This is a genomic window from Enterobacter sp. R-25 (genome assembly GCF_049913205.1).
GTDB lineage: Bacteria > Pseudomonadota > Gammaproteobacteria > Enterobacterales > Enterobacteriaceae > Enterobacter > Enterobacter ludwigii.
The window spans coordinates 3,827,994-3,843,736 of the sequence record NZ_CP183982.1; the positions used below are offsets into that span (position 1 = coordinate 3,827,994).

The 15,743-nt window shown below is 55.0% G+C and carries 13 protein-coding genes and 1 pseudogene; 5 read left to right on the forward strand and 9 right to left on the reverse strand.

What is annotated here, in order from left to right; all coding sequences use genetic code 11:
* Positions 1 to 5 precede the first annotated feature (5 nt).
* The 3 genes from lgt to rppH form a co-directional block, all read right to left on the reverse strand.
* Entirely contained in the window at positions 6 to 881 is an 876-nt protein-coding gene (gene lgt, locus ACN9MQ_RS18190) for a prolipoprotein diacylglyceryl transferase (RefSeq protein ID WP_014171449.1), read from the reverse strand.
* A gap of 213 nt (positions 882 to 1,094) precedes the next feature.
* A complete protein-coding gene (gene ptsP, locus ACN9MQ_RS18195) occupies positions 1,095 to 3,341 on the reverse strand; it encodes a phosphoenolpyruvate--protein phosphotransferase (RefSeq protein ID WP_014171450.1) in 2,247 nt (748 codons plus the stop codon).
* 12 nt (positions 3,342 to 3,353) lie between these two features.
* Entirely contained in the window at positions 3,354 to 3,884 is a 531-nt protein-coding gene (gene rppH, locus ACN9MQ_RS18200) for an RNA pyrophosphohydrolase (RefSeq protein WP_013098553.1), read from the reverse strand.
* Between the two features lie 463 nt (positions 3,885 to 4,347).
* Here rppH and ACN9MQ_RS18205 point away from each other — a divergent pair.
* From ACN9MQ_RS18205 to ACN9MQ_RS18220, 4 genes and pseudogenes are all read left to right on the forward strand, one after another.
* Positions 4,348 to 4,413 (forward strand): annotated as a pseudogene (locus ACN9MQ_RS18205) (hypothetical protein); the annotation flags it as partial.
* A gap of 154 nt (positions 4,414 to 4,567) precedes the next feature.
* Positions 4,568 to 5,260 carry a DNA mismatch repair endonuclease MutH gene (mutH, locus tag ACN9MQ_RS18210; protein ID WP_032678891.1) on the forward strand — a complete coding sequence of 231 codons (693 nt, stop codon included), beginning with the start codon at positions 4,568 to 4,570 and terminating at the stop codon, positions 5,258 to 5,260.
* Between the two features lie 128 nt (positions 5,261 to 5,388).
* Positions 5,389 to 5,607 carry a YgdI/YgdR family lipoprotein gene (locus tag ACN9MQ_RS18215; protein WP_020883776.1) on the forward strand — a complete coding sequence of 73 codons (219 nt, stop codon included), beginning with the start codon at positions 5,389 to 5,391 and terminating at the stop codon, positions 5,605 to 5,607.
* 132 nt (positions 5,608 to 5,739) lie between these two features.
* The gene (locus ACN9MQ_RS18220; protein ID WP_025203341.1) at positions 5,740 to 6,780 is read left to right on the forward strand and encodes an NADP(H)-dependent aldo-keto reductase; all 1,041 of its coding nucleotides are present in this window, start codon (positions 5,740 to 5,742) and stop codon (positions 6,778 to 6,780) included.
* Positions 6,781 to 6,857: 77 nt separating this feature from the next.
* On the opposite strand, the gene lplT is transcribed toward ACN9MQ_RS18220, so the two are convergent.
* Together lplT and aas are read right to left on the reverse strand one after the other, a co-directional pair.
* A complete protein-coding gene (gene lplT / locus ACN9MQ_RS18225) occupies positions 6,858 to 8,051 on the reverse strand; it encodes a lysophospholipid transporter LplT (protein ID WP_025203340.1) in 1,194 nt (397 codons plus the stop codon).
* Entirely contained in the window at positions 8,044 to 10,203 is a 2,160-nt protein-coding gene (aas, locus tag ACN9MQ_RS18230; RefSeq protein ID WP_426021165.1) for a bifunctional acyl-ACP--phospholipid O-acyltransferase/long-chain-fatty-acid--ACP ligase, read from the reverse strand. Before aas ends, lplT begins: the two co-directional genes overlap by 8 nt.
* Before the next feature lie 424 nt (positions 10,204 to 10,627).
* Between aas and galR the strand changes: the two genes are divergently transcribed.
* Entirely contained in the window at positions 10,628 to 11,644 is a 1,017-nt protein-coding gene (gene galR / locus ACN9MQ_RS18235) for an HTH-type transcriptional regulator GalR (protein WP_020883772.1), read from the forward strand.
* Here galR and ACN9MQ_RS18240 read toward each other — a convergent pair.
* The 4 genes from ACN9MQ_RS18240 to ACN9MQ_RS18255 all read right to left on the reverse strand — a co-directional run bounded on the left by ACN9MQ_RS18240 (position 11,605) and on the right by ACN9MQ_RS18255 (position 15,702).
* A complete protein-coding gene (locus ACN9MQ_RS18240; protein WP_063925560.1) occupies positions 11,605 to 12,081 on the reverse strand; it encodes a GNAT family N-acetyltransferase in 477 nt (158 codons plus the stop codon). The genes galR and ACN9MQ_RS18240 overlap by 40 nt on opposite strands.
* Positions 12,078 to 12,851 carry a GntR family transcriptional regulator gene (locus ACN9MQ_RS18245; RefSeq protein ID WP_014171459.1) on the reverse strand — a complete coding sequence of 258 codons (774 nt, stop codon included), beginning with the start codon at positions 12,849 to 12,851 and terminating at the stop codon, positions 12,078 to 12,080. The genes ACN9MQ_RS18240 and ACN9MQ_RS18245 overlap by 4 nt, the downstream gene beginning before the upstream one ends.
* 90 nt (positions 12,852 to 12,941) lie before the next feature.
* A complete protein-coding gene (locus ACN9MQ_RS18250; RefSeq protein WP_346589824.1) occupies positions 12,942 to 14,369 on the reverse strand; it encodes a glycoside hydrolase family 1 protein in 1,428 nt (475 codons plus the stop codon).
* Positions 14,370 to 14,376: 7 nt separating this feature from the next.
* The gene (locus ACN9MQ_RS18255) at positions 14,377 to 15,702 is read right to left on the reverse strand and encodes a PTS sugar transporter subunit IIC (protein WP_346589822.1); all 1,326 of its coding nucleotides are present in this window, start codon (positions 15,700 to 15,702) and stop codon (positions 14,377 to 14,379) included.
* Between the last annotated feature and the right edge of the window lie 41 nt (positions 15,703 to 15,743).

A 15,743-nucleotide genomic window follows, 5' to 3' on the forward strand; every position in this document is an offset into this window, starting at 1 on the left:
GTTCCTCAGGAAAGTTGTTGCTGTGGACGACGACGATACGCCCAAATCATCATAATGACACCCGCGACAATCATCGGAATGGAGAGGATCTGCCCCATGCTGATGTACTGTACCCATTCGCCGGTGAACTGTGCATCGGGCTGGCGGAAGAACTCGACGATGATACGGAATGCACCGTAGCCAATCAGGAACAGACCTGAGACAGACCCCATCGGACGCGGTTTACGGATAAACAGATTCAGGATGATAAACAGCACCACACCTTCCAGCGCCAGCTCGTAAAGCTGAGACATGTGGCGCGGCAGAACACCGTAAGTATCGAACAGGGATTGCCACTCAGGATGAGACGGCAGCAGCGCCATGTCCTCTGCACGCGAGCCCGGGAACAGCATGGTAAAGGAGACACTCGGGTCGACACGCCCCCAGAGCTCACCATTGATAAAGTTGCCCAGACGTCCTGCTCCCAGACCAAACGGGATCAGTGGCGCGATAAAATCTGACACCTGGAAGAAGTTGCGCTTGGTGCGTTTGGCAAAAATCACCATCACCAGGATCACACCAATCAGCCCGCCGTGGAAGGACATGCCGCCATCCCAGACGCGGAACAGGTAGAGTGGATCGTTCAGGAATACCGGGAGGTTATAGAACAGAACATACCCAATACGGCCGCCCAGGAACACGCCAAGGAAACCTGCATACAGCAGGTTCTCGACTTCGTTTTTGGTCCAGCCACTGCCGGGACGACTGGCGCGACGGCCAGCAAGCCACATGGCAAAAATGAAGCCGACCAGGTACATCAGACCGTACCAGTGAAGCGAAACAGGTCCTATTGAGAAAATGACCGGATCGAATTCCGGAAAATGCAGATAACCACTGTTCATCTGTCACCACAAGATGTTGTTATTCCGCTGAAAGTGGACAGCGGTAGAAATGCGATTCTGCTGTTAGCAGAGGCTCCAAAGTTGCGAATCATAGCATAAGGCGGACGCGGAGGATGCGCCAGAGATGTAAAAGATGTGTATAGAGGAGTGTGTTATATCCTCACCTCCGCCCTGTCACAAAGGACGAGGACGGAGTGAGGGGAAAAGTACGTATTAGCGACCGCCGCGAATCAGGCCGCCCATACCGCGTCGTTCCATGAAAGCAGCCACCTGATGACGCACTTCAGCGGCCAGCTGCGCTTCAAGACTGCGTTCAGCCAGCTCGCGGGCATCCTCAATATCGATATGCCGCAGCAGGTACTTCACGCGGGCAACCGCACGGCCGTTCATGGAGAGGTGGCGGTACCCCAGCCCAATCAGGATTGCAACGCACATCGAATCTCCGGCCATTTCACCACACAGGCGCAAATCAATATCGTGCTGTTCGGCTTCTCGCGCGATCATCGCTAACGCCCGGATCATCGCAGGGTGCAGGCTGTCATAGATGCTGGCAACACGCGTGTTGTTACGGTCGACGGCCAGAATATACTGCGTCAGGTCATTGGTACCGACCGAGATAAAGTCGACACGGTTAGCCAGCTGCGGCAGCATAAAGACCATTGACGGCACTTCAAGCATCACCCCAATTCGTGGTTTGGGGATCGCATAGCCAATCATCTCTTCGACTTCACGACCGGCACGCTCAATCAGACGCCGCGCCTCGTCAATCTCATCAATGCTGGTGACCATCGGCAGTAAAATGCTGAGGTTACCCGTCGCCGCATTCGCGCGCAGCATGGCACGCACCTGGATCAGGAAGATCTCAGGCTGATCGAGCGTAATGCGTATCCCACGCCAGCCCAGGCACGGGTTTTCCTCACTGATCGGCATGTACGGCAGCTGTTTATCTGCCCCGACATCAAGGGTGCGCAGGGTGACCGGTTTGTCGTTAAACATCTGCAGCATGCCCTGATACTGCGCGACCTGCTCCTCTTCAGAGGGAAAGCCACTTTGCAGCATGAACGGGATTTCGGTGCGGTATAAGCCGATACCGTCGATGCGGCTGCCGAGCTTCTCTTCATGCTCGGGGCTTAAACCTGCGTTGAGCATGACTTTGATTCGCTCGCCGCTTTTGAGCTGCGCGGGCAGATTAACGTCATCCTCTGCCAGCTTGCTTAATTCATTCTCTTCGCTGATAAGGCGCTGGTATTCCTGAAGCAGAACCGGCTCAGGATCAACCAACAGCTCACCGCGATAACCGTCGACCACCAGGGTGCGTCGGTGCAGCACCGATGGCTGGATATCCGCCCCCATAACGGTGGGAATTCCCAGCGCGCGCACCATAATGGCCGCGTGCGAGTTCGCCGCGCCATCGCGTACCACCACGCCCGCCAGGCGGTCATGAGGCAGTTCAGCCAGCGTTGTCGCGGAGAGTTCATCGGCAACCAGCACAAAACGTTTTGGCCAGGCATTCGCGCCCTGAATAGTGTCATCAAGATGGAACAGTAAACGCTGCCCCAGGGCGCGTAAATCACCGGCCCGCTCTTTCAGGTAACCGTCGGTCAGTGCCGCAAACTGTTCGGCAAATTTTTCGATGACCTTTTTAACCGCCCACTCCGCAACCGCACCTTTGTCGACTTCGTCAAAAAGCTCGCGGCGCAGACGTGCATCGGAGAGAAGGTGCGAGTAAAGGTCAAAAATGGCCGCTGTCTCTTTTTGCGCCCCAGCGGCAAAGCGCTTGCTGTAGCGACGAAACTCATTCGACGCCTCTTCCAGTGCGGCGGTGAGACGCTCACGCTCAAGCGCTTCATCAAGCGTTGAGGCTTCGTACACTTGCTCCATCAACGGCAGAGTGGCGTCCATCCAGCCTTCGGCGATAGCGACGCCCGGCGACGCCGGAAGCGCGCGAATACGCGTATGACGATACTGACCAAACAGTGCCGTCAACTGGGACTGGGAGAGGATCGCGGCCATCTGCGTGGCCAGCGTGACGAGGAAAGACTCTTCGCTTTCATCGTACTGACGCAACTCACGCTGCTGTACCACCAGCACACCAAGCAGCTGACGGCGCTGAATAATCGGCACGCCAAGGAAGGCGCGGAAACGATCTTCTTTTACGGAGGGGATATATTTAAAGCTGGGGTGTTTTTGCGCGTCGGCAAGGTTGATAGGTTCGGCGAGTCGCCCAACCAGACCAACGATACCTTCATCAAACGCGAGCGTTACGGTGCGTCCACGTGGCTTTTTCAAACCACGGGTCGCCATCAGGTAATAGCAACGCCGATCGTGGTCGGCCAGATACACCGAACAGACTTCGGTCTCCATCGCAAGACAGATGTCGGTAACCAGAATGTTCAGCGCCTCATTCAGACGCGGCGCACTGGCCACCTTCTCGACTATTTCTCGCAAGCGGGTGAGCATGATTTGCGTAGCTTAACCTCTTTTACGTCGCCAGGCAGGTGCGCTCTGCGGCTTAGGCGGGATCTCCTGAAGCTGCATGACAACACTTGCGAACTCTTTCATCACCCTACGGTAAACATCGCGTTTAAATGACACGACCTGACGAACAGGATACCAATAGCTCACCCAACGCCAGCCATCAAACTCCGGCGTACTGCTGGTTTGCATATTGATATCTGAATCGTTGCCCACCAACTGCAGTAGAAACCATTTTTGTTTCTGGCCGATACAAACCGGCTTTGTGTCCCAACGCACCAAACGTTTCGGTAACTTGTAACGCAACCAGTTGCGGGTCGAAGCCAGGATGCGAACATCTTTTCGGCTTAAACCAACCTCTTCAAACAGCTCCCGGTACATCGCTTGTTCTGGGGACTCTCCCGGGTTGATCCCGCCTTGCGGGAACTGCCAGGAGTGCTGACCATATCGACGGGCCCACATCACCTGGCCCTGACGATTACAAATTACTATTCCTACGTTCGGGCGGTAGCCATCGTCATCAATCACCGGACTACCCCAAACTAAACCTTATATATGAATGATTGTTTCACACTACAGGGAGGCGGTAAACCACTCTCTTACAGGGCTGCAACCTAATAACATTTGAATAACTCACAAATACAGGCAGAGTTATAAACAGATGAGCGGCTCTGAGGGGAATTTTATTCACCTTTTCTGTGGATATAGTTGTGAAGAAGTGTCTGATTACCGATGAACAACCTCAGCCGCCGTCAATCCCTCTCCATTACCGAAAGAAAATAAAATTATTATTTTCATAAAGTTAATCACCATAAAACCAACCCACACCGCTTAAGCGTGACGATCGTCACATCAGGGATCGTTGTGCTGATGAAAGATCGAACAGCGTCGGTTTTATCCACAGATTGTGCCAATAAGTTAGGCACAATTTGTTTGAAAATTGGATTTTCGTCGCACGTCAAGGCTGTAAATTGAAACAGTAGTCAGGGTTATGCCCAGTTATCCCACTTTTCTGTGGATAACATGGTGTAAGATCCTGTTCATTGTCAGTGACCAGAATTGAACAACCGAATTTTTGTCCCTCGCCATCCATTTTTAGTGTACTAAAAAAACCTATAAATCATGCACATGGCATATTCGTACAGAAAAAGTTAAACTCTATCCACAGGGGACAATTTCTTAGTGTATTTTTTAATCAAAAGGTTACCTTCATGCATTCGCTTTTACCCTTGCTTTCACCGCCGTCCAGCGAAACCCAGTTGCTACAGCAGGCGCAGCGTCTGGCAGGCTTTTCGCTTGGCGAGCTGGCGGCAATGGCTGGCCTGCCGATCCCTCAGGATCTGAAGCGGGATAAAGGCTGGATCGGCATGCTGCTGGAGCTGTGGTTGGGTGCAAGCGCAGGGAGTAAACCGGAGCAGGATTTCGCCGCCCTGGGCGTAGAGTTAAAAACCATTCCCATCGATAGCCTTGGGAAGCCCCTGGAAACGACATTTGTCTGCGTTGCACCGTTAACCGGGAATACCGGTGTGACGTGGGAAACCAGTCACGTTCGCCATAAACTGAAGCGCGTGCTTTGGGTCCCCGTAGAAGGAGAACGTCAGATCCCGCTGGCTGAACGCCGGGTTGGCGCACCGCTGCTGTGGAGTCCGGATGAAGATGAAGAGCATCAGCTGCGTCTGGACTGGGAAGAGCTGATGGATATGATTGTCCTCGGTCAGGTTGAGCGCATCACCGCCCGACACGGAGAGGTGTTACAGCTGCGGCCAAAGGCGGCGAACAGTAAAGCGCTCACGGAAGCAATCGGTGCCCGGGGCGAGCCGATACTGACATTGCCACGCGGTTTTTATCTCAAAAAGAACTTTACCGGGGCGCTCCTTGCTCGCCATTTCTTACTCAAAACGTAGTTTTTTACTTATTTTGAGAGCTCTCAAACATAATCACCTGGTTTTTAAGATTTTACCGCTTCCTCCTGTCGAAATATCGGGTTATTACTACACTATGATTTGATACGAGCCAGGTGAGGACGATAACGATGAAAAAATGGGCAGTGTTAATTTCAGCAGTCGGATTAGCGTTTGCAGTATCGGGCTGTAGCAGCGATTACGTGATGGCGACAAAAGATGGCCGGATGATCCTGACAGACGGCAAGCCGGAAGTTGATGATGACACTGGTTTGGTCAGCTACCGCGATCAGTCCGGGAATAAAATGCAGATCAATCGCGACGAAGTCTCGCAAATTATCGAGCGATAAACAGAGAGAGGTCAGTACCTTGCTGGCCTTTTTGATTTTTTTCTTCCCCTTTTGCTTCCCCTCTGCCATGTTTATATTCCTTTGTCGGGAGGTTCCTGACGCGGTCTACATGTCTATTGAAGGAAGCCGGCTATGCATTATCACCGTATCCCCCACAGCTCTCTGGAGATAAGCCAACTGGGGTTGGGCACGATGACATTTGGTGAACAAAACAGCGAAGCCGATGCCCATGCACAACTCGATTATGCCGTCAGCCAGGGCATTAACCTGATTGATGTCGCAGAGATGTACCCTGTTCCTCCACGCCCGGAAACGCAGGGGCTTACCGAAACCTACGTCGGCAACTGGCTGGCAAAACGCGGCAATCGCGAAAAACTGGTTATCGCCTCGAAAGTCAGCGGCCCTGCGCGTAACAGCGATGCCGGGATCCGCCCAAACCAGATCCTCGATCGCAAGAATATCCGTGCCGCGCTGGATGCCAGCCTGAAGCGCCTGCAAACCGATTATCTTGATCTCTACCAGGTACACTGGCCGCAGCGTCCAACCAACTGCTTTGGTAAGCTCGGCTACAGCTGGAACGAAAGTGCTCCCGCCGTTACGCTGCTTGAAACGCTGGAAGCGCTGACCGAATGCCAGCGAGCGGGCAAAATCCGCTACATCGGCGTGTCTAACGAAACGGCTTTTGGCGTTATGCGCTACCTGCACCTGGCTGATAAACACGATCTGCCGCGCATTGTCACCATCCAGAACCCCTACAGCCTGCTCAACCGCAGTTACGAAGTGGGTCTGGCCGAAGTGACGCAATATGAAGAGGTTGAGCTGCTCGCCTATTCCTGCCTGGGCTTTGGTACGCTGACGGGTAAATACCTGAACGGTGCGAAGCCAGCCGGCGCGCGTAATACGCTCTTCAGCCGCTTTACCCGCTATAGCGGCGAGCAGACGCAGAAAGCCGTCGCGGCCTACGTTGATATTGCGAAGCGTCACGGGCTCGATCCTGCCCAGATGGCACTGGCCTTCGTACGCCGTCAGCCGTTTGTGGCCAGCACCCTGCTGGGCGCAACGACGATGGAACAGTTGAAAACCAACATTGAGAGTTTCCATCTGGACCTGAGCGAGGACGTGCTGGCGGAGATTGACGCGGTGCATCAGGTTTATACCTATCCGGCACCGTAAAAAAACAAAACGGCAACCTCTGTTGCCGTTTTTAATGTTTGCACCCGCTTGTGAAAAGGCGCTGAAGACGATCCGAATCAGCGGCGGCGCTGCCAGACCCACAAGCCGGCAATCGCCAGCGCGAACAATCCACCGAACCCGACGCCAATCCCTACCACAGGCGCACCGGCTTTAACCGCCAGCGAATACAGGCCCAGCATCAGCAGCATCGCCAGGTTTTCACCGAGGTTTTGCACCGCAATAGCATTGCCCGCCCCGACCGTCTGCTTGCCACGCTCCTGCAAAAGCGCATTCAGCGGCACCACGAAGAAGCCCCCCAGAATACCAATCAGGATCAGCAGTACGTAGGCTGGCAATAACGCGTGTTGCAGCGCGAAAAAAAGCACCGCAACGCCAATCAGGATCCCTGCCGGCATGCAGCGAGCAACGGTGTCGAGCGTCACCAGTTTTGCCGCTGCCCCCGCGCCCACCACAATCCCGATCGCTACCATTGCATTAAGGTAGGTTGGCGTCGCGTTGTCCGTGATCCCCAGCGCCACCGGCACCCACAGCACCAGCAGGAAGCGCAGCGTAACGCCAGCGCCCCAGAACATACTGGTGCCCATCAGAGAGAATCGCGTTTCACCGTTACGCCACAGTACGCGGCAGGCATTGAAGAAGCTGCCGGTCATCGGCTTAAAGCGCCAGGATTGCCCCGGACGCGCCACCGGCAGTTTCGGAATAAACAGGTTAGCGACTACCGCGCCACCGTACACCACGGCACACACGCCGAGGGCCGCCAGCACGTGCCAGTCAGCGAGGACACCGCCTGCGACGGAGCCAAGCAGGATTGCCGCAATGGTAGAGGACTCCATCAGCCCATTGGCTTTCACCAGCTTATCACCGGTGGTCAGCTCCCCGAGGATGCCATACTTCGCCGGGGAGTAGGCTGCGGCGCCAATGCCGACCAGCGTATAGCCAATAAACGGATTGAAACCAAAACAAATGCTGGCGGCTCCCAGCAGTTTCAGACCGTTGGCAAACATCATTACCCGGCCTTTCGGGAAGCTGTCCGCAACCTGTCCGACAAACGGTGCAAAGATAATGTAAGCGCCCACAAACACCATCTGCAGAACCGGCTGACTCCAGTCGGGGTAAAACTCAGCCTTGAGCAGTGCCAGCGTGGCAAACAGCAGCGCGTTATCGCCAAAGGCGGAAAGGAACTGGGCGGCAATCACCGCCATCATGCCTTTTGAGCGCAGAGAGGTGTTAGTGTGTACTGACTCACGCATTATGTTGTTCCGCCTGTTCAACCATGCCCTTGAGGGTCACGAAGTCGGGCTTACCGCTGCCGAGCACCGGAAGCTGTTTCAGGTAGCGAATATCACGAGGTACCGCCAGCTCCGGAATGCCGTGCTCGCGGGCATAGCTCAGTAACTGGTCGCGCTTAAGCTCGCTGTCGGTGGTGAACAGCACCAGCGCCTCGCCTTTACTTGCATCACTCTTCACAACCGTGGCATGCATCTTCTCGGCGGAGACGCCCGATGCCAGCTGTTCAACCATCTCAAGCGAGACCATTTCACCCGCAATCTTGGCAAAGCGCTTTGCACGCCCCTGGATCTGCACAAAGCCTTGCTCATCGAAACGTACAATATCGCCGGTGTCGTACCAGCCCGTTTCAATCTCGCCATTAACGTTTTCTGCAGTCGGTGCTTCCAGCACGCCGGGGTTTTCCACGCGCAGATAGCCGTTCATCACGTTTGGCCCTTTCAGCTGCAGACGGCCGCCGTCTTCAATACCAGGCACCGCCAGCAGACGAGCATCCAGCCCAGGCAGAATTCGGCCTACTGTCCCCGGCTTCGCCGCCATTGGCACGTTGATAGAGACCACCGGCGCACACTCTGTCACGCCATACCCCTCGAGGATGCGCAGACCAAATTTGTCCTGCCAGATCTGTCGCGTGCTCTCCTGCAGTTTTTCCGCGCCAGCAACCACATAGCGCACGCGGAAGAAGTCATACGGATTGGCGAAACGCGCGTAGTTCCCGAGGAAGGTTGAGGTTCCAAACAACACGGTACAGTTACGGTCATACACCAGCTCCGGCACAATGCGGTAATGCAACGGGCTTGGATAAAGGAAGACTTCGGCACCGGTCAGCAGCGGCGTGAAAAGCCCCACCGTCAGACCAAAAGAGTGGAACAGCGGCAGCGCTGACATAAACCGGTCTTTCGCGGTAAAGTCGGCAATGCTTTTGATCTGCTCAACGTTCGCCAGAATACTCTTGTGACTGTGGACGACACCTTTCGGGTTGCCTTCAGAGCCAGAGGTGAAGAGGATAATCGCGTCGTCTTCCGGCTGCTGTTTCACCTGGGCCAGACGCGGCATCAGCAGATGAGCAAAAATCCACAGTTTGTCGCCTGTCGTCACGTCCGCTTTAAGATCTTCCAGGAAGACCCAGCGTACCTGGGTAAGCTGTTCAGGAAGATGCCACAGTTTGCCTTTGTCGAGGAACTGGCGGGAGGTAAAGACGGTTTTGATTTGCGCTGCCGTGATGGCGCTGGTCAGCCCTTTCACGCCCGCCGTGTAGTTCATCATCGCCGGAATACGGCCACGGGAAACGGCACCAAAAATCACCGCCGCACTGATGCCTGCGTTGGGCAGCATCAGGCCAATCTTTTCACCCTGCTGACTGTACTTCTCAAGAATACGGCCCACGAACAATGTTTTGGTGAGCAGCTTGCGATAGGTATCCGGGGTAAAGTTGATGTCTTCGATGCAGTTTTTCTTCGCGCCGTAGCGGTGCTGTGCCGACAGCAGGGATTCATACAGCGTCTCGCGCGGGCGGACCGCCATACGCGCTTCCATCATAATCTGGTGCAGCATCTCTCCGGCAATTTTACGGCGATCGCGTGCACGGGGCGCTTCAGGCATCGGTAACGACGTTGGTGGCAGGATATGCAACGTAATTTTTGGGAACACGCGCTGCTTTACCAGCCCTTTCAGACGGCTGAAATAGGAGCGCTCCGCCCCTTCAATACGCAGTGGCACCACGGTTGCTTTTGACTTCGCCGCGACAAACCCGGCGCCGTCGTAGATTTTCATCAGTGAACCGGTCACCGAGATGCGACCTTCCGGGAAAATAACCACCGGACGCCCCTGCTCCACCAGACGCACCAGATGTTTAATCATCATCGGTTTGGTCGGGTCGAGCGGCACAAAATCAATCAGCGGCGTGAGCCAACGCATGTACCACTGCTGGCTGATGGAGGTATAAACCGCAAACACCGGACGCACGGGCAGAAATAGCGCCAGCAGAATGCCGTCGATAAAGGAAACATGGTTTGGTGTGATAAGAACGCGTTCGCCGCGAAGCGCCTGAGCATCGCCAGTGACGCGAATGCGAAAGAGAATACGGAAGAGTGTACGGAAGAACCCAAAAAGCATCTCAACTCCCTTTGCCAGCCAGTGTGAAGGGTTGATAGTAAATGGTGGCAGATTACACGAGAAGTGATACGGGAGCGACTGCAAAGTTGAGGCGAAAAAAAACCTGCGCATCCGCGCAGGTTGGTGCAAGAGAAGAGTACGAAACCGTACTAAGAATTCTCACCAATCAATACCTCTGGGATCTCGACTCTATCAATCTCCCCCTCATCCTCGCCATCGGACAATCGCAACAGCCTGAGGCAAAGTGTAACTAAAGGTTCAGATTGACATTATTCAGACATGACTGGCCGTGTAACGATTACACGGCCAGGGTTGTGCTGCGTCACGTTTGTGGAGGGCGAACCCCCGCGCCCCTTGAATGCACGGCGCTTTTCCGCAACACTATTTCGTGTGTAAACGCTTACCCCCACTAAGAAGGTATGTAATGGCGACAATAAAGGATGTGGCCCGTCTGGCTGGTGTTTCCGTGGCGACCGTCTCGCGCGTGATTAACGACTCCCCTAAAGCCAGTGACGCATCACGCCAGGCGGTGCAAAACGCCATGGAATCATTGAATTATCATCCGAATGCCAACGCCCGTGCCCTTGCCCAACAGTCCACTGAAACCATCGGACTGGTGGTGGGCGATGTGTCTGACCCGTTTTTCGGCGCCATGGTAAAAGCGGTTGAACAGGTTTCTTATCAGACCGGCAATTTTCTGCTGATCGGCAATGGCTATCACAACGAACAAAAAGAACGCCAGGCTATCGAACAGCTGATGCGCCACCGCTGCGCTGCACTGGTTGTTCACGCCAAAATGATCCCCGATGCTGAACTCATTCATCTGATGAAGCAGATCCCCGGCATGGTGATCATCAACCGAATTATTCCCGGTTTTGAGAAACGCTGCGTGGCACTCGACGACCGCTACGGCGCCTGGCTTGCTACCCGCCATTTGATTCAGCAGGGCCATACCCGCATTGGTTATCTCTGCTCCAATCACCCGATTTCCGATGCCGAAGATCGCCTGCAGGGCTACTACGATGCCCTGCGCGAAAACGGTTTGCCGTGTAATGACCGGCTGGTGGCCTACGGCGAGCCGGATGAGAGTGGCGGCGAACAGGCAATGACAGAGCTGCTGGGGCGTGGACGGAATTTCACGGCGGTTGCCAGCTATAACGACTCGATGGCCGCCGGGGCAATGGGGGTGTTAAATGACAACGGAATCGAGGTGCCGGGAGAAATTTCACTCATTGGCTTCGATGATGTGCTGGTGTCCCGCTACGTGCGTCCCCGCCTGACCACCGTACGTTACCCGATTATCACAATGGCAACGCAGGCTGCGGAGCTGGCACTGGCGCTGGCCGAACAACGCCAGCCACCGGATATCACCCACCTGTTCAGCCCCACCTTAGTCCGCCGTCACTCTGTAGGTTCGCCAGCAGAAGCGGGAGAGGAATAGCGATACAGATGTACCGTTTTGTTCGGGTATTCAAGCGCATCGCCAATGTACTGCCAGCCGTAACGTTCGTAGAAGTCGCGGCAGGCAGACCACAGATGCAGTTCGTGATACCCGGCCTGCGCGGCATAGGCGATAACATGCTGCTGCAGTTTTCCCGCCAGTCCCTTACCACGCGCCGCTTCATCAACGTACAGCGCAGCCAGCCACGGACAAAGATCCTGTCGGGTGATTAAATCGCAGCGCCAGAGCCCGACCGTACCCAGAAGCTGTTCGCCCTCCAGAGCAATAAAGGTCAACGGTAACGCGCCCGGCGTCTGGCTGTGTTCAACGATGCTCTGGAAAAACGCCCGCGTAAGCCCGTCACCGAACGCCTGCCAGATCCAGTCAGTTACCTGTTCCGCATACTGAGGCGCGGCATAGAGAGGCAGAATAGTCACACCAGCTTCCCCTGAAAAACGGGCACAGATTCAAAAAGATAACCGTCAAAATCCGGCGCATCTTCATCGGAGAGTTCAAGTAAGCTCTTTTTCACATTTTCCAGATGCTGGAACATCGCCTGCCAGGCGCCCATCACATCACGACGACGAAGCGCCGCGAGGATGGTTTGCCTGTCGCCCAGCCATTTCAGGCGGTATGCACGGCTGGCGATATGCCCATTGAATTGCTGCCACAGCGGGCTGCTGTCCATGTGGTGCCAGATACTCTCTACCGTTGCCAGCAGCATCTGGTTTTGCGTTGCCCCCGCCAGCACCAGGTGAAACATTTTATTGTTGTCCTGGCTGTTATCGTTGGCGGCAATGGCGCGCTGCTCCTGCTCAATAATACGGCGCAGATTGTCGATGTCTGCGCGTGTCGCCATTTTGGCAGCAAACGCGGCGATGTTGCTTTCGAGGAGCTGGCGCGCCTGCAGGATCTCAAAGGGGCCGACGTCGCTGTTCAGAAAACGTTCTTCTTCGTTTTCGTGTTCTTCAGGAATGCGCATCACATAAACGCCAGACCCCTGGCGGATATCCACCGTGCCCTGCAGCTCCAGCATCAACAATGCCTCACGCACGATGGTACGACTTACGCCGTACTTCTCAGCAATATTACGCTCGGGCGGCAGACGGGAACCTACGGGATAGTGCCCCTGGATAATTTGCGCCCGTAAATCCTCGCCAATTTCCTGGTACTGTTTTTTTTCCGGCAGGATGACAGCCTTATCCACGTTTTCACCTGTTTTTTCAGTTAATGCGCAGGCCGGGCGTCCTCCCGGCCAGTTTGTGCGCTATTTTACCAGAACCAGCATGGTTTTCGCTTACTTCCATTCATCATCGACCGGGAGCGTGAGCACGCGCGCATCGCGCAGCTGCCGGAACCAGCTCGCCGACCTTTTCGCCCGCCTGGCGCGATTGTTATCGAGATCGATCTCAATCAGCCCGTAGCGATTTTTGAAGGCGTTCATCGGCGATACGTTGTCCGTGAAGGCCCACAGCATATAGCCATGACAGTTTGCCCCCTCCTCCCGCGCCAGCAGCGTGTAATAGAGGTGCTCGCGAATGAACGCAATTCGGTACTCGTCGTCAATGACCCCGTCACTGTTGCGAAACTGCGCTTCGTTCTCCACGCCCATCCCGCTCTCCGCCACGAACCAGTCGATGTTGCGGTAGTCATTTTTTATCCGCATCGCCATATCGTAGATAATGCGGGGGTAGATTTCCCAGCCGCGGGATTTATTCATTCGCCGTCCTGGCAGTTCGAACGGTTCGTAGTAGTACGCCGGGTGGAACGGTGTCTCCGGATGCCAGGCACGAGACGGCGCTTTCACCCGATGCGGGTAATAGAGGTTTATCCCCAGCTCATCGACGGTGTTCTGCGCAATCAGTTCCAGCTCTTCTGCGGTGTAGTCCCACGCCACCTGATGCTGTTCCAGCAGCGTAAACAGTTCTGGCGGGTAGCGCCCGTGCACCAGCGGATCGAGAAATACGCGGTTATAGAACAGATCGTACTTCTCTGCGGCGTTAACATCGTGCGGCGCGCACGAGCGAGGATAGGTGACTTCGGGGTTGAGAATACAGCCAACCGAGCCAGGGTACCCTTTGGCGCGAAACAGCTGCACAACCTTTGCCGTCGCCAGAACCTTATGGTGGTTCCACTGCATCCATTTACCGGTATTCTGCTCGTAGGGCCAGCGCAGCGCATCGAGATAAACGCGGGTCTGTACCACGATCGGTTCATTGAAGGTAAACCAGCGGGTGACTTTACCGTGGTAGCGTTCAAAGACTTTTTCCGCATAGCGGGCAAACAGGTCGACAACCTGCTTTGAAGCCCAGCCGCCGTAAGTGTCAAGCAGCGCGCCCGGCAGCTCGTAATGCTCAAGGCAGATCATCGGCTCAATGCCCTGACGGTGCATCTCATCGAATAACGCGTCGTAATAGGCGGCGTACTCCTCGTCCACCGTCACTTTTTCATAGTCGGTTAAAAAACGTGACCAGTTAATCGAGGTTCGGTAGTGCGTCAGCCCTGCCTGCTTCATCAGCGCCACATCCTCGCGAAAGCGGTTGATAAAGTCGGTCGCCACCGCCGGGCCATAGCCGTTGTGCCAGACGTGGCGATCGTTTTTGTACCAGAGATCGATCCACGAATCCTGCCCCGCCTTTTTGCCGCTCCAGCCTTCGGTTTGCCAGGCTGACGCGGCCGCGCCCAGAATGAAATCCTGCGGAATGGTTATCTGTTTTGTCGTCATCACATCCTCATGCATTGTCGGTCGCCTGTTGCAGCGCGGCCTGTTCGGCACGTCGTGAAGCAATCTTCACAAACGGCAGGTAGATAATGACGGCAGTCACAATGCAGATAAGCTGAGTGATGACCGCCCCCATCGATCCGGCGGTGGAGAGCCAGGCGTTGATCAGCGGCGGCGTGGTCCACGGCACCATCACCACGGCTTTACCGGCAAAGCCGGTTACGGTGGCAAAGTAACCGATAGAGCCGGTCACCAGCGGCGTGATAATGAAAGGAATGGCGAGGATCGGATTAAGCATGATTGGCATGCCGAAGATCACCGGCTCGTTGATGTTAAAGAGCCCCGGACCAATGGAAAGCTTGGCGATCTCTTTCATCTCTTTGCGGTTGGTGGCAATCATGACCGCGATCAGCAGGCCGATGGTCAGCCCCGACCCGCCGATGCTCATATACACATCCCAGAACGGCATGGTGATGATATTCGGCACCTCTTTGCCCTGCTCAAAGGCGCTCATATTAACGGTGATGGCGCCTAACAGCAGCGGCTCGCGGATCGGCTTGATCATCTGGTTGCCGTGAATACCAATCACCCAGAAAAGCTGTGCGACAAACATCAGCAGCAGAATGCCCGGCAGGCTTTGCACCACGCGCTCCAGCGGCTGTTGCACCACCTGATAGACCGCGTCATAGAGATACATGCCGGTGAGTTGATGGAAGACGAAACCCAATGTGGCAATTGCGGTAGTGGTGATGATCGCCGGGATCAGCGCGGAGAACGATGCCGCCACGTTTGGCGGTACGGTGTCCGGCATCCTGATCTTCAGCCCCTTGCGGTTTTCCAGCCAGCAGTAAATTTCTACCGACAGAATCGCGATAAACATACCGAGGAACAGGCTGCGGGTATCAGAGAACTGACGCAGCAGCACGTCTTTCACCACGTGCATTTCACCATCCACCAGCATCTCAACGGTTGTCGGCGTCACGCAGATAAAGCAGATCACCGCCAGCAGGCCAGGGAATAAGGATTTGATCCCGTTGATGCGGCCCAGTTCGATACCGATTAAGAATACCGCGCCAATGTTAAGGAAATTCAGGGTAGCGTAATTGAGCGCGCTGGTGATGGGTTTTAGCGTGGCGAGAAAAGAGAGGGACTGGAAGCTCGCCAGGCCATTTTTCGGATCCAGTACCATATTGGAGATCAAGACAGAGAATGCCCCAACGATGATGACCGGCATTAAGGTAATAAAGGCAGACTTGATCGCCATGATATAGCGATAACTGTTGAATTTTGTGGCAAAACTGCCCAGAGCGTCGATCAGTTTTTCCTGTAATGCCATAGGGTAATACCTCAGTAAAAGGGCTTTTATTGGATAAGGTG